This is a genomic window from Dehalococcoidia bacterium (assembly GCA_022451965.1).
Lineage (GTDB): Bacteria > Chloroflexota > Dehalococcoidia > Lucifugimonadales > Lucifugimonadaceae > TMED-70.
Genome location: JAKUNJ010000005.1, coordinates 37,220 through 51,465, shown reverse-complemented (window position 1 = coordinate 51,465; position 14,246 = coordinate 37,220). Strand labels below are relative to the sequence as shown.

Sequence of the window (14,246 nt, the reverse complement as noted above, 5' to 3'; positions counted from 1 at the left end):
TTGAAATCCTAAATTTTAAGAGACCTACTAATTTTTTGATGAAGAATCATCATCTGAATTTTCTGGCTTTACTTCCTCAGAATCCTCTGACTTTACTTCCTCAGAATCCTCTGACTTTACTTCCTCAGAATCCTCTGACTTTACTTCCTCAGAATCCTGTATAAAGTTTCTAACTAGCTCATGTTCATGAGAAATAGGTAACAAAGCCATATGTCTTGCTCTTTTTATCGCAGTAGTTAAACTTCTATGATCCTTTGCATCATTTCCAACCCTGTAAGCACTACTTATTTTAGCTCTATCTGAAACATATGAAAGTAAAACATCAACATCTTTATAATCAACTGGTAAACCTTTAATCATTTTAGAAATTGGCTTTTTTCTAGCTCTAAAATCATAAGAGAAAGAATTTCTTTTTGAATTTTGTCTATTAGTAGTCATAAGATTCCTTTACCATGGTAATTCTTCTGCTTCATCAGTATCATTATTATCAATATTTATTTCTTTTGAGACTTCAGAGGCAGGAAAGTTTTGATTTTCATCGTTATTCATAGGAATATCAGATTGAGAATTATCTGCCTGTCTATCTAAAAATATAACTCTAAATGCAGTTACTTCATTTGATTGTCTCTGAGTTCCATCATTGCCAACATAGCTACTTGATCGAAATCTACCTTCTACAAAACATTTTTGACCTTTTTGGAGAAACTGATTAACAGATTCTGCAGTTTTGTTCCAACATGCAATTCTGAACCATTCAGTCTCTTGAATTTGTTCTCCATCCGAACCATTTCTATAAGAGTTTACAGCAAGACTAAAATTTACAACCATTGAACCACTGGGAGTATATCTCATTTCAGGATCAGATCCACAGTTACCTATTAGTAATATTTGATTTAAGCTCAAATTTCCCTCGACTTAGCTTTAACTTTGTATGGCTTGAAATTTTGTTTTACTGTTATCAGGTGCCTAATTACGTCTGGGGTATCTTTCATTATATTTTCAATTTTTATAATACTTGAAGGCAAACATTCTATCTCTGAAATGAAGTACGTTCCTTCATCAAAATTTTGGATTTCATATGCCAATTTTCTTCTTGCCCATAATGATGAACTTATAACTTTAGATTCACTAGTAATATTCAAAAGTTTCTTTATTTTATCCAATGATTCATCGGCTGAATTATCATCTAGATTCCCACCTATTATCCACATTAATTCATATTTTTTCAATTGATGCTCTTACAATCTTGATTTTAACGATTTAAAAATTATATCACTGATTAATAATTATTTAGTATCATTTCCTACAAATTTTATGGAAGAGGGAGCTTATTCATTATTTTTTCAACTTCTTGTCGATAAGTCCCTGATTTCTTGGAAGATGAAATTAAGCTATCTACTATTATATTACCAATAGATAACAAGTCCTCATTAGATATTTCTCTAGAGGTAATAGCTGGAGTACCAATCCTAATACCAGATGTTACTTTTGGGGGTTCAGGGTCAAATGGAATAGCATTCTTATTTACTATAATTCCAGCATCACTTAGTTTATTTTCAGCTTCAGAGCCATTAATTCCAATAGATCTTGTATCAATTAGCATAAGATGATTATCAGTACCTCCAGAAACCAGTCTTAGTCCCCTAGAAATAAAGAGATTTTCAAGAGTCTTAGCATTTTCTAAAATTTTTTTGGAATAATTTATAAAGTCTTGAGATAAAGCCTCCTTAAACGCAACAGCTTTTGCCAAAATAGTATTCATTAGAGGACCACCTTGAACAGCGGGAAATACTCCCCTATCGTACTTATTAGAAAGATCTTCTCTTACAATTGCTAAACCACCTCTTGGACCTCTAAGAGTTTTATGAGTGGTGGAAGTAATGATATCAGCTATGCCTACTGGTGTAGGATGAAGACCAGAAGCAACTAATCCAGAAATATGAGCGATATCAGCCAGCAAGAGTGAATTAACATTTTCTGCTATTTGTTTGAATTTCTTAAAATCTATAACCCTCGAATATGCAGAATAGCCACATACTATTAACTTAGGTTTATTTTTTTCAGCTACTTCATTTATATGATCAAAGTCTAATAATTCCGACTCTTCATTCAAATAATAATTATGAATATCATAAATTTTTCCTGAAAAATTTACATTATGTCCATGAGATAAATGACCTCCATGATCAAGAGATAGGCTTAAGATTTTGTCTCCTGGTTTCAGTAATGATATGTATGCTGCCATATTTGCTTGTGATCCAGAATGTGGTTGAACATTGATATGATCTGAGGAAAATAATTTTTTCCCTCTAGTTATAGCCAAATTCTCTACCTCATCTGCGTTTTCACAGCCTGCATAATATCTAGCGCCTGGATATCCCTCAGCATACTTGTTTGTGAAAATGGTATTTGAATAATTTCTAACTTTTTCAGAAGCATAGTTTTCTGATGCTATAAGCACGGCTGAGTTTTTTTGCCTTGATAATTCTTTTTCTAAAATAAGTTCAATCTGATTATCTAAATTTTTCAAGAAATATAATTAACCTTTTTTTGTTGTAATAGTAAGTTTAATGATATTATTTTTTTTCTATAATGAAACGATAAAACAATAAATTTTAGCAATATGATTGAATTTAATGACATTCCAAAAAGTGCAATGGTTGTTTTTGCTCATCCTGATGATGCAGAGATTGGGTCAGGAGCAACTGCTGCAAAATGGTCTGACGCTGGTTGTAAAATTTTCTATGTTCTTGCAACTACAGGATCAAGTGGATCTAATGATTTGAGTATGACTAGCGAAAAAATTGTTGATATTAGATCTAATGAACAATCCGAGGCTGGCAAGATAATTGGTGTTGAAGATATAGTAAGTCTCAATTACACAGATGGAGAGTTAGAATCCAATAGAGAATTATTGTCTGATTTAGTTTTCTATATTAGAAAGTTTAAGCCTGAAATAGTTTTCACTCACGATCCTTTTAGAATGAATAGTTTTCTTCATAGAGATCATAGAAATTTAGGATTTTCTGTTATGGATGCAATATATCCATACGCTAGAGACCATCTTCATTTCCCAGATCAGATTACAAAAGATATTACACCTTTCAAGGTAAAAAAATTATTATTTTGGGGAAGTGATAATCCAAATGTAATAGTTAATGTTAGTAATTTTGAAAAAAGAAAAATAGATGCTTTATCGATGCATCAAAGTCAGTTACCAGGATTAAGTCTGGGATCTGAGTATGGTAATGGTATACTCGAAAGACTAAAGTCATCTGCAAATAATTTTGATTTTGAGTTCGGAGAGTCATTCAGAATGATTGAAGCAAGATCATAAATGATAGATATAAATAATAAAATTTTTAATTTCTACGAACCTAGCCAAATAATTGACGAGCAACTAAATCTTCTCCAGAAAAATAAAGTTGAAAACGTTTTCACAGATTCGATTTATATAATTTCAGAAAAATATATACCATTAAGAGAAAAAGCTTTTTTGATTAATCAATTTTATAATTTGGTAACAAACTATAACTATGAAAAATCAAAAATTTATGAAAAAAAGGAAAATAATCTATCAGGAACTGAAGTTATTTTCACTAGAGAATTCCTAGAAATAAATACTCAAATAATTGATTATTGCTTGGTTGATTCAAATTTCCTACTTATGGACTTAACTAATAATACTAGTAAAATTGATTACAGCAATTTTGAGGAATTGAAAAATCAAAATATAATTCCAATTATTTCGCATCCCGAAAGAATAGATAAACTAAATGATTTATCTGAAATAAGAAAACTAAAGAAAAATGGGGTACTATTTCAACTATCTCTTGGTTCACTTGATGGTTCTTTTGGTGAATTGATAAGATTAAATTCTAAAAAGTTGCTAGCAAAAGATACTTATGATTTTATAGCTTCTGACACGGTCAATTATAAAAAAATAGATGAATCATATCTAGAAATTAGACTAGATGAAGTTTCTGAAATCATTGGACATAGTAAGTTAGATCAAATAATTTACAAAAACCCACTAAATATTATTGATCATAAAAATAGCAATAATTACCAAATTTAAATCTTAAATGATGTTAACCAGTTAGAATAGTCTTTTCGCTTAGAAATTTTTTCATCATCAATAACTATAGAAAAGTATAAATCTTGCAGAGATTTAGTTATTTTACCAATTTTTCCTTCTCCTATTTTTCTATTATCTAAAGAACCAACAGATGTTACATGGGCTGCTGTCCCCGTAAGAAAAACTTCATCTGCTAGGTAAAGTTCAGATCTATGTATTTGTCTTTCTATAACAGTTATGCCTAGTTCATTTTGAGCTATGTCAATGATTGAATCCCTCGTTATTCCTAAAAGACAATTATCAGTTTCAGTAGGAGTTATGATTTCTCCATTTCTAACCATAAAAAGGTTCTCTCCACTTCCTTCAGACACTGTGCCATCATGATTTAATAAAATAGCTTCATCAAAATTAGCAGATACTGCTTCTGTTTTTGCTAATATACTTGTTGTGTAAAGTCCAGCTAGCTTAACTCCAGTTGGCATCATTGAATCTTCCGGTCTTCTCCAAGAGCTAGTCTGACAATTTATTGGTTTATCATTATCTATGTAGGCTCCAAATGGAACAACTATGATACTAATGTCATCTTCAAGTTCATGGAGTTTTAGGTTTGCAACTTGTTCCTGAGATTTATAAGCTAAAGGCCTAATGTATAGATCTTGCTTGTAACCGTTGCTTTTGACTAAATCAACAGTAATTTCTGATAATTCTTTAACTGAGTAAGGCAGGTTCATTCTAAGTATTTTAGCTCCTCTAAGTAAGCGTTCGTAATGTTCGTCAAGTCTGAATATCACCATATCTTTTTTGTCATTATTCCAGTTACCTCGAATACCTTCAAAAACCGCAGTTCCATAATGCATAGCATGAGTCATTATGCCAACAGATGCATCCTTAAGTAAAATTTTTTCACCTTTATGAAAAGCGATTCCTTCATTGGACATTTTTAATTACCTTCCGAAAATTTATTTTTTGATTTTTGTTTTTTTAATTCTTCATATAGTTTATATGTATCATCATTAAAAGGGTAATACTTACCTGGTGATTCAGGGTTTTTGATAAGTTCATCTTTAATCATTATTTCCATCTCTTCTCTTTCTTCAGTAATAGAAACAATCTCATTCAATAATTTTTTTGGGAAGACTACTACTCCATCATCGTCACCTAAAATATAATCTCCTGGTCTTACTAAAATTCCTCCGCAATTAATACTATCATTGACTGAAAATGGTAGCATAATTCCAGGTCCTTGCTTAGAAGTGAATGAGTGAGCAAAAATAGGAAGATTATATTTTTCTAGCTCTTTGGAATCCCTGACTGATCCATCAGTTACTATACCAGCTACTTTTTTTTGAAATAATCTTAAGAACTTAATATCTCCACCTATTGATTCCCATGGACCAACAGAAGATGCAACTAAAACCTTTCCTGGTCCACATAATTCAAAAGCCTTATATTCAGGAGATTCATGCTTCTTAGGTAGGTCTTCTAATAAATCTTTTCTAAAGTGAACAAATCTTAATGTTACAGCTTCTCCAAAAATCTTCTTTCCTTTAAATAAAGTTTTTGAACCATGTATCATGGTTTGATCCCATCCCAAAACGCTCATTGCATCAATTATATTTTGAGAGCTGAAAGATTTTATTTTTTTTTCTAATTGATTAGTCATTAATTAACCTTCCTTAAATTTTTGTAATGATGAAACTAAAGTAGTACTAAAAGGAGCTGGATAATTATATTTTTTCGATAAAACAACAACATGACCTAAAATATTATCTATTTCAAGTGGTTTTGACTTTATCAAGTCCTGCTGCATTGAAGATGTAATTGTATCAGATTCCTCTTTTAGACCATCTAATACTTTGTCTATATCAACATCTTCTAAGTTTACACCCTCTAGTTTTCCAATTTCTAGTATCTCATTCATAGTTCCTCTCAACACCTCTTCTCCATACATAGAGCTAGTTATTTCTCCAAAAGTAGATCTAAAAGAAGTCATTATAGTTCCAAAAGCTCCAACAGAAATCATTTTTTTCCATAATGATGCCTTAATATCCTTAGATATATTAATTTCCAATTCTTCAAAAGAAAGTTTATTCTTTATATTTTTTAATCTCTCAGAAAAATTACCATTAATTTCCCCCATTTCTATTACAACTGAAGAACCTTTTTGCAATATTGTTCCAGGTGAAACTATTTCTGCCTCGATATATGTTGCCGCTGGGATAATATTTTCAGAATCAAAAAAATTTGATAACTCATCATAACTACTAACTCCATTTTGAATTGTTATGATTAAAGTTTTATCTGAGCAGAGATTAGTTAATTTACTAATAGCATCTTGATTAGAATATAATTTTGTAGTCAAGAAAACTAGATCAAAAACACCAAGATTGCTTGTTTCATTTGAGGCATTAATATCAACATTATAATCACCCCAAAACGATCTAATATTTAGACCCTTATCAACTATTGCATCATGATGTTTTCCCCTATTGATAAGAGTAACATCAATTCCATTTCTCTTAAGAACTCCACCGTAATAACTTCCAACGGCACCTGCTCCCATAATAACAATCTTCATAATTCTTAATTAAAATAATTTTCTTAGTCAAATATTCTTTTGATAAATAACACAAATAAAACTATAAATTTTTTGTACAATGATACTATGAGAAAAAACAATAGAAAACTAGATCAAGCTAGAAAACTAACAATACTTACAAACTATCAAAAGAATTCAATAGGATCAGTGCTCATTAACTTTGAAGATACAAGAGTTATTTGCTCAACAAATATATCTAGAAATGTCCCCAGATGGTTACTAAATGAGAATAGAGGATGGGTTACGGCAGAGTATAGTATGCTACCAAATTCATCTGAAGATAGAATCAGTAGAGATCGAGGTGGAAGAATAAGTGGGAGAACTCAAGAAATTCAAAGACTTATAGGAAGATCACTAAGACAAGCCATAAATTTAGACTTAATTCCAGGTATTTTAATTACCGTTGATTGTGATGTTCTTAATGCAGATGGTGGAACAAGAACAGCATCAATTACTGGATCATTTATAGCAACTTACATGGCATTGAAAAATTATTATAATTCAAGTCCAAAAAAATTCATAAAAAATCAAATTGCAGCTATTAGCGTTGGTAAAGTAAATAATGAACTATTATTAGACCTTGACTACTCTGAGGATTCTAATGCAGATTTTGATATGAATTTAGTTTTAAATGAAAAATTAGAAATTGTAGAAATCCAAGGTACTTCAGAGGATGAATTATTGTCATTCGATGAAATGAAAAAACTATCAGATTTAGGATCTAGAGGTATACAACAAATCTTGAAAGAACAAAATAAGATACTTGAAGAAATAGACTTACACTAAGGTTAATAATGGCAAAAATTACATCAATAATAGCTAGAGAAATTTTAGATTCAAGAGGAAATCCAACAGTCGGAGTAAATATTACTCTGGATAATAATATAAGTGCATTTTCATCTGTCCCATCAGGTGCAAGTACTGGATCAAGAGAAGCGCTCGAACTTCGTGACAATGATTTAAAAAGATATAAAGGTAAAGGAGTACTTAAGGCTGTTGAAAATATAAATACAATTATCTCAAAAGCATTAGTTTCTAAAGATGTAAGTAGCCAAAATGAAATTGATGAAATCATGATTGAAATTGACGGAACTGAAAAAAAAGAAAATTTAGGAGCAAATGCTATTCTAGGTGTTTCATTAGCAGTATTAATTGCGTCTAGTAAATCAGAAAAAATTAATCTTTACCAAAGAATTTCAAATATTACAGAAAGTAAAAAAAAGTTTACCTTGCCAGTTCCTATGCTAAATATTATGAATGGTGGTGCACATGCAGTTAATTCCACAGATTTTCAAGAATTTATGATAATACCTGCAGGGTTCAATACTTTCAGTCAAGCCATTAGAGCAGGATCAGAAATTTATTCAACATTAGGAAAAATTCTAGAAAAAGATGGTCATTCCACTAATGTTGGTTATGAAGGAGGATTTGCTCCAAATGGGTTAACTAATTATCAAGTTCTAGATTACGTTATGAAAGCTATAGAAGATTCAGACTACAAACCAGGGGAAGAAATATATTTAGCACTTGATACAGCTGCTTCAGAATTTTATGAATCTGGAAATTATAATCTATCAAAAGAAGAAAGAGTCTTAAGTTCTGAAGAAATGGTTGATTACTATGATGAATTAATAAATAAATATCCAATCTTTTCAATAGAAGATGGATTATATGAAGATGACTGGGATGGATGGAAAAAACTTAATGATAAATTTGGTAATCATACTCAAATTGTTGGGGATGATCTTTTTGTTACACAAGAAAAATATCTTGAAAGAGGAATTCATAATAAATGTGCAAATTCTATTCTGATTAAGTTTAATCAAGTTGGAACAATTACTGAAACACTTCAAACTATCAAAACAGCTCAATCAAATAACTTTAGTTGTGTTATAAGTCATAGATCAGGAGAAACTGAGGATACAACAATCGCAGATTTATCAGTAGGAACTTCGTCTGGACAAATAAAAACTGGTGCTCCAGCTAGATCTGAAAGGGTTGCGAAATATAATCGATTACTTAAAATTGAAGATGAACTTGGATCAGGATCCAATTACTTTGGCAAATCAATATTAAAAAATAATTAAAAAGATTTTATAAATTATGAATAAAAATGTAGGAATTAATGGATTTGGAAGAATAGGTAGACAAATACTAAGAATAATTTTGGAAGATAATTTAGACGTAAATATAGTAGCAATAAATGGAAGATCAGATACAGAAACATATAAACACTTACTAAAATATGACTCTGCTTATGGAAGATTAGATATTGGCATTGAAGCTGATAAAGATTTTCTGTACGTTGGAGATAGAAAAATCAAATGCTACAGAGAAGATGATCCTAGTAAGATACCTTGGAAGAATGAAAATGTTGAAATTGTTATAGAGTCTTCAGGTAAATTTAATGATAAAAAAGGAGCATCAAAGCATCTTAAGGAAACTGTAAAAAAAGTTTTGCTTACCGCGCCTGGGAAAGATGAGGATATAACTATTGTAGTAGGAGTCAATGAGGATGATTACGATAAGAAAAATCATAAAATCATTTCAAATTCTTCATGTACTACAAATTGCTTAGCCCCTGTTGTTAGAGTTCTAGAAGAAAATTTCGGAATAAAAAGTGGATTCATGACTACAATTCACTCATATACAAATGATCAAAATATACTTGATAATTCACATAAAGACTTAAGAAGAGCAAGGGCAGGAGCTACAAGTATAATTCCTACAACTACTGGAGCAGCAAAATCCGTTGGAAAAGTAATAAAAAGTGTTGAAGGTAAAATTGACGGAATGGCATTTAGGGTTCCAACACCCAGTTGCTCAGTTGTTGACTTAAATGTATTACTTAATAAAAAAACTTCAGTTAACAATGTCAATGAAGCTTTTATCAAATATTCAAATAATGAGCTCAAAGGTATATTAGATGTTACTAACGAGCCGCTAGTTTCAATAGATTTTTTAGGTAATCCACATTCTTCAATTATTGATCTAAATTCAACTCTTGAAATTGAAGAAAATATGTTTAAGATAGTTAGTTGGTATGATAATGAGTGGGGTTATGCAAATAGAACTATTGATTTATTACAGATATTGTTGACAAATTTAGATTAAATAATGACTAAATCTAAATAATTTACTAAGATAGTAAATATACGGGTTCGGTGTCGTATAGATAAATAATAAAAAGCCGAGGAGAAAAAAATGAGTACATTGAAAGATCATAAATCTAAAACATGGAAAGAACAATCATTACCTGATGTGGGTGACTGGAGAGTCAAAGGTGGACTTGCACAAATGCTAAAGGGTGGAGTGATAATGGATGTAGTTACTCCAGATGAAGCTAAGGTTGCAGAAGACGCAGGAGCAGTTGCTGTAATGGCTCTTGAAAGAGTACCATCTGATATTCGAAGAGACGGAGGTGTTGCAAGAGCCTCAGATCCTGAGATGATATCAGGCATCATAGATGCTGTATCTATACCTGTTATGGCTAAAGCAAGAATAGGACATTTTGCAGAAGCACAGGTACTTGAAGCTCTTGGAGTTGATTATTGTGATGAGTCTGAGGTCCTAACCCCTGCAGATAATGAATTTCATATAAATAAATGGGAATATAAAATGCCATTTGTTTGTGGAGCAACTAATTTGGGAGAAGCACTAAGAAGAATTGGTGAGGGTGCTTCAATGATAAGAACTAAAGGAGAAGCAGGAACAGGAGATGTTGTCCAAGCTGTTACACATGCTAGGCAGATCTTATCTGATATAAAAAAAATACAAAGACTTGATGATGAAGAGCTAATGACAGAAGCAAAAAACTTAGGGGCTCCATACGAACTGGTTTGTGAAGTTAAGAATTCAGGTAAGCTGCCAGTTGTAAATTTTGCAGCTGGAGGTATAGCAACACCAGCTGATGCTGCACTTCTAATGCAGATAGGAGTAGAAGGAATTTTCGTAGGATCTGGAATTTTCAAAAGTGGCAATCCATCTAAAATGGCTGATGCAATAGTTCAGGCAACAACACACTATGAAGATGCAGACCTAATTGCAGAAATTTCTAAAAATTTAGGTGGTGCTATGAAAGGTGATGAAGTTTCAAAAATAGACCCTTCTGAAAGACTTGAAAAAAGAGGTTGGTAAGTAAAGTTAGAATAGGAGTTTTGGCTCTTCAAGGGGATTTTGCAGAGCATATTGCAATGCTTGAGCAACTATCATCTCATGTAATTAAGGTTAAAAAAAAATCTGACTTGGATGAAATTGATGGATTAATAATCCCCGGCGGAGAGTCTACAACTATTAAAAAATTAATTGATCGTTATAACTTTGAGGAATTGATTAAGAATAAGGTCAATAGTGGTATGGCGCTGTGGGGAACTTGTGCAGGATTAATTTGTATAGCCGATAAGTTGACAGAAAGTGAGCCTAAACCAATGGGGCTATTAAAAGCAGAGGTATCTAGGAATTGGTTTGGCAGACAAATTGATTCTTTTGAAACTGACGTATCATTCAAGGGAATAATAGGAAAAATTAAAGCTGTTTTTATTAGAGCCCCAATTGTAAACAAAGTTAATAAAGAAGTTGAGATTCTTTCTAGATTGAACAATAATGAGATAATTGCAATTAAACAAAATAAAATATTAGGCACCTCATTTCATCCTGAAATATCAGGATCTACTAAAGTTCATCAATATTTTATAAATTTATCAAAAACATAAATTTAATATATTCTTAATAGATAGTTACATTTTTTTGATTTAAAGTTAATTTAAAAATAATATGAAAGACATTTACAACTCAGAAATACTAGACGATTTAGACTTATTTCTTAAGATTTTACCGTCAAAGATCATTAATCATATTGATATTCATAGTCATGAATTAATTGAGATAGTTATGGATATAGGCAGACCCCCTGTTATTATTTATTCATCTCACCAAAAAATTCTTCAAGATCAAACCACTACCTTTTTAGATATTAGCTTTGTATTAGAAAAAATTGGTCATGTAGGTGATGATAATAGAGCTGGAATAGAAAAGACATTGCATCGAATATCTCTTATCAGAAATCGATTTGGAAAAACTGTTGGTATAACTTGTAGGGTAGGAAGAGCAGTTTTCGGCAGCATTAAGGTGATTGAAGATTTTATTGGCACCAACAAAAGTATATTAATAATGGGCAAACCCGGAATTGGTAAAACAACTATGCTCAGAGAAATCACTAGACTGCTCGCAGATAAACAACAAAAGAGGGTTGTTGTTGTAGATACTTCAAATGAAATTGCTGGAGATGGAGATATTCCTCATCCAGCCATAGGTTCTGCAAGAAGAATGCAAGTAAGTAATACCGAGCTACAGCACAATGTAATGATAGAAGCTGTAGAAAATCACATGCCTGAAGTTGTGGTGATTGATGAAATTAGTACTGAAAAAGAAGCTAATGCTTGTAGAACTATAGCAGAAAGAGGAGTTCAGCTTATTGCTACGGCTCATGGTAATACCTTAGACAACCTTATTATAAACCCAACTATTAGTGATCTCGTGGGTGGTACTAAATCAGTTACATTAGGGGATATTGAAGCTAGAAGAAGAAAAAGTCAAAAGACTGTCTTAGAAAGACAACACGAACCTACTTTTGACATAGTGGTAGAAATAATAGGAAGAAATGAGGTAGCGGTTCATTTTGATGTAGCATTAGCTGTAGATAAAAAATTACGAGGTATAGCTTCTCCTTCAGAGTTAAGAAAATTAACTGGAGACGATGTCATAAAATCTCTAGATTTAGAAGAAAATGAAACATTAAATATGACTCCTTTTAATTTTAGTAAATTAAAAAACTCTAATTTATCCATTCACGATATTACACCAAAAAAAAATAAAAAATCTAATACCAAAAGAATTAATATTTATCCTTTTGGCATACAAAAAACTAAACTTAGAAACTCTTCAAAAACTATTTATAATAATATTAGCTTAGTTAGTAATCCTGAAAAAGCTGAAATAATTCTTACCACCAAATCAAATTATTCCAGAGATCCTAAGCCTAAGATTTTGGAAACTGCAGAAAAACTAGGAATTCCTGTCCATATTCTAAGAAAAGGTTCTAGTGATCAAATAATTAGATTTTTGGAGAAAATTAAGGGAAAAAGTAAATTAGAAAACTCTGAAATAGATCTTGACATAGACGATTCTGATGCATTAAATGAAGTAAAGATTGCTGTAAAAAAGATATTAAATGGAGAAAATGAAATTGAATTATCTCCAAGAGATGCTGATATAAGAAGAAGGCAGCATTTCTTTGCAAATAATCTAGGTGTAGGAACTAAGTCAATAGGCAAAGAATTAAATAGAAGATTAGTTTTAAAAAAAAGAGATTAAATGATTTCCAAAAAAACTTCTGAAAAAAACTTACATTTATTTACTTTCCCAGAAGATGGTAAATCTTCTAAAAATATACTTGATAAAGGCTTATTAATTACATTTGAAGGTGGAGAAGGATCAGGTAAGTCAACTCAATGTAAAAGACTAATCAATAAACTGGTTTCTGAGGGAGTGAATTCTATTTTAGTTCATGAGCCAGGGAATACTCCTATGGGAGAGCAGGTAAGAAAATGGGTTAAGTCTAAAAGTATTAAAAATCCAATTGCTGAGACTTATTTGTTTTGCGCAGCTAGAGCTGAATTATGTAAATCAGTTATAGAGCCTGCTTTAGATAAAGGTATCACAGTAATAGTTGATAGATTTATTCATTCAACAATTGCATATCAAGGATATGGCAAAGGGGTACCAATAGAAATTATTGAACAACTAAATAAAATAACTATTAATGACTTATCTCCAGATTTGACAATTCTACTGGATATTGACCCGGATCTATCGACAAAAAGAATTAATAAGAATATTAATATTGAATTATCTTCTATAAATGATAAGAAAAGAAAATCAAAGAGAGAAAATTTTGAAGGTAACAAGTATGAAAATATGAGTATGAATTTTCACAAAAAAGTAAGGGAGGGTTATCTCCAACTAGCAAATGAAAAAAGATCCCTATGGAGCATTGTTGGTGCTCATCAATCAGAGTCTAGGGTTGCTGATTCAATATGGAAAAGAGTAAAGAGATTGATAGATAATCATAAATCTTTCAGAGAAATTTGATTTTGCCAGTCAGATATTATCTTATCGTCATGATCAAATGCTAATTCAGGTAATTTATCTAAATCAAAAAAACCAACTTCAATTGTTTCATCTAATGGTTTAGGTTCACCAGAAATCAAAGATAAATCCCAAACTAAGAGAATAATAGGAGAATCTTTTTCAGAATACACGCCTGAAATCCAATTTGCTTTTACAACTATACCGCACTCTTCAAAAAGCTCTCTCTCAATTGCATCTTCGACTTTTTCAAATCTATTTATAAAACCAGAAGGCATACTCCATTTACCATAACCTGGCTCTATACCTCTTTTAACTAGGAGAATTTTATTATCAATAACTAAAATTCCTATCCCAACTACTTTAGGGTCTAAATATTTATTGTTTTCTATATTAATATTAAGTTCCATTACATATATATTT

At 31.1% G+C, this 14,246-nt stretch carries 17 protein-coding genes; 9 read left to right on the top strand and 8 right to left on the bottom strand.

Features of this window, described 5'->3' with window-relative positions; all coding sequences use genetic code 11:
• Nucleotides 1-27: 27 nt before the first annotated feature.
• From rpsR to MK083_03265, 4 genes are all read right to left on the bottom strand, one after another.
• Entirely contained in the window at nucleotides 28-438 is a 411-nt protein-coding gene (gene rpsR / locus MK083_03280; protein ID MCH2673473.1) for a 30S ribosomal protein S18, read from the bottom strand.
• 9 nt (nucleotides 439-447) lie between these two features.
• Nucleotides 448-903: a single-stranded DNA-binding protein gene (ssb, locus tag MK083_03275; GenBank protein ID MCH2673472.1), complete on the bottom strand. Its 456-nt coding sequence runs from the start codon at nucleotides 901-903 to the stop codon at nucleotides 448-450.
• Nucleotides 900-1,229: a 30S ribosomal protein S6 gene (gene rpsF / locus MK083_03270; protein ID MCH2673471.1), complete on the bottom strand. Its 330-nt coding sequence runs from the start codon at nucleotides 1,227-1,229 to the stop codon at nucleotides 900-902. Before rpsF ends, ssb begins: the two co-directional genes overlap by 4 nt.
• A gap of 83 nt (nucleotides 1,230-1,312) precedes the next feature.
• A complete protein-coding gene (locus MK083_03265) occupies nucleotides 1,313-2,530 on the bottom strand; it encodes a serine hydroxymethyltransferase (protein ID MCH2673470.1) in 1,218 nt (405 codons plus the stop codon).
• Between the two features lie 93 nt (nucleotides 2,531-2,623).
• Between MK083_03265 and MK083_03260 the strand changes: the two genes are divergently transcribed.
• A complete protein-coding gene (locus tag MK083_03260) occupies nucleotides 2,624-3,337 on the top strand; it encodes a PIG-L family deacetylase (protein MCH2673469.1) in 714 nt (237 codons plus the stop codon).
• A complete protein-coding gene (locus MK083_03255; GenBank protein ID MCH2673468.1) occupies nucleotides 3,338-4,078 on the top strand; it encodes a hypothetical protein in 741 nt (246 codons plus the stop codon). It abuts the gene before it with no gap.
• On the opposite strand, the gene MK083_03250 is transcribed toward MK083_03255, so the two are convergent.
• Genes MK083_03250 through MK083_03240 form a run of 3 tightly spaced genes read right to left on the bottom strand, consistent with a single transcriptional unit; the run spans nucleotide 4,075 to nucleotide 6,656 of the window.
• Nucleotides 4,075-5,016 carry a branched-chain amino acid transaminase gene (locus tag MK083_03250; GenBank protein ID MCH2673467.1) on the bottom strand — a complete coding sequence of 314 codons (942 nt, stop codon included), beginning with the start codon at nucleotides 5,014-5,016 and terminating at the stop codon, nucleotides 4,075-4,077. The two genes, MK083_03255 and MK083_03250, sit on opposite strands and share 4 nt — an antisense overlap.
• A 2-nt stretch (nucleotides 5,017-5,018) precedes the next feature.
• Complete coding sequence (locus tag MK083_03245; protein ID MCH2673466.1) at nucleotides 5,019-5,741, bottom strand: hypothetical protein; 723 nt, start codon at nucleotides 5,739-5,741, stop codon at nucleotides 5,019-5,021.
• 3 nt (nucleotides 5,742-5,744) lie between these two features.
• Entirely contained in the window at nucleotides 5,745-6,656 is a 912-nt protein-coding gene (locus MK083_03240; GenBank protein MCH2673465.1) for a 2-dehydropantoate 2-reductase, read from the bottom strand.
• 87 nt (nucleotides 6,657-6,743) lie between these two features.
• Between MK083_03240 and rph the strand changes: the two genes are divergently transcribed.
• From rph to tmk, 7 genes are all read left to right on the top strand, one after another.
• Nucleotides 6,744-7,463, top strand: a complete 720-nt coding sequence (rph, locus tag MK083_03235; GenBank protein MCH2673464.1) for a ribonuclease PH — start codon at nucleotides 6,744-6,746, stop codon at nucleotides 7,461-7,463.
• An 8-nt stretch (nucleotides 7,464-7,471) separates the two neighbouring features.
• A complete protein-coding gene (gene eno / locus MK083_03230; GenBank protein ID MCH2673463.1) occupies nucleotides 7,472-8,764 on the top strand; it encodes a phosphopyruvate hydratase in 1,293 nt (430 codons plus the stop codon).
• Between the two features lie 16 nt (nucleotides 8,765-8,780).
• Nucleotides 8,781-9,791, top strand: coding sequence for a type I glyceraldehyde-3-phosphate dehydrogenase (gene gap, locus MK083_03225; protein ID MCH2673462.1), 1,011 nt, complete (start codon nucleotides 8,781-8,783; stop codon nucleotides 9,789-9,791).
• 183 nt (nucleotides 9,792-9,974) lie between these two features.
• Nucleotides 9,975-10,814 carry a pyridoxal 5'-phosphate synthase lyase subunit PdxS gene (pdxS, locus tag MK083_03220; GenBank protein ID MCH2673461.1) on the top strand — a complete coding sequence of 280 codons (840 nt, stop codon included), beginning with the start codon at nucleotides 9,975-9,977 and terminating at the stop codon, nucleotides 10,812-10,814.
• Nucleotides 10,808-11,389 (top strand): pyridoxal 5'-phosphate synthase glutaminase subunit PdxT, encoded by a 582-nt coding sequence (pdxT, locus tag MK083_03215; GenBank protein MCH2673460.1) that lies wholly within the window; start codon nucleotides 10,808-10,810, stop codon nucleotides 11,387-11,389. Before pdxS ends, pdxT begins: the two co-directional genes overlap by 7 nt.
• Before the next feature lie 61 nt (nucleotides 11,390-11,450).
• Nucleotides 11,451-13,049 (top strand): AAA family ATPase, encoded by a 1,599-nt coding sequence (locus tag MK083_03210; protein ID MCH2673459.1) that lies wholly within the window; start codon nucleotides 11,451-11,453, stop codon nucleotides 13,047-13,049.
• Nucleotides 13,050-13,826 (top strand): dTMP kinase, encoded by a 777-nt coding sequence (tmk, locus tag MK083_03205; GenBank protein MCH2673458.1) that lies wholly within the window; start codon nucleotides 13,050-13,052, stop codon nucleotides 13,824-13,826.
• On the opposite strand, the gene MK083_03200 is transcribed toward tmk, so the two are convergent.
• Complete coding sequence (locus MK083_03200; GenBank protein ID MCH2673457.1) at nucleotides 13,802-14,233, bottom strand: NUDIX hydrolase; 432 nt, start codon at nucleotides 14,231-14,233, stop codon at nucleotides 13,802-13,804. The genes tmk and MK083_03200 overlap by 25 nt on opposite strands.
• Nucleotides 14,234-14,246: the final 13 nt, after the last annotated feature.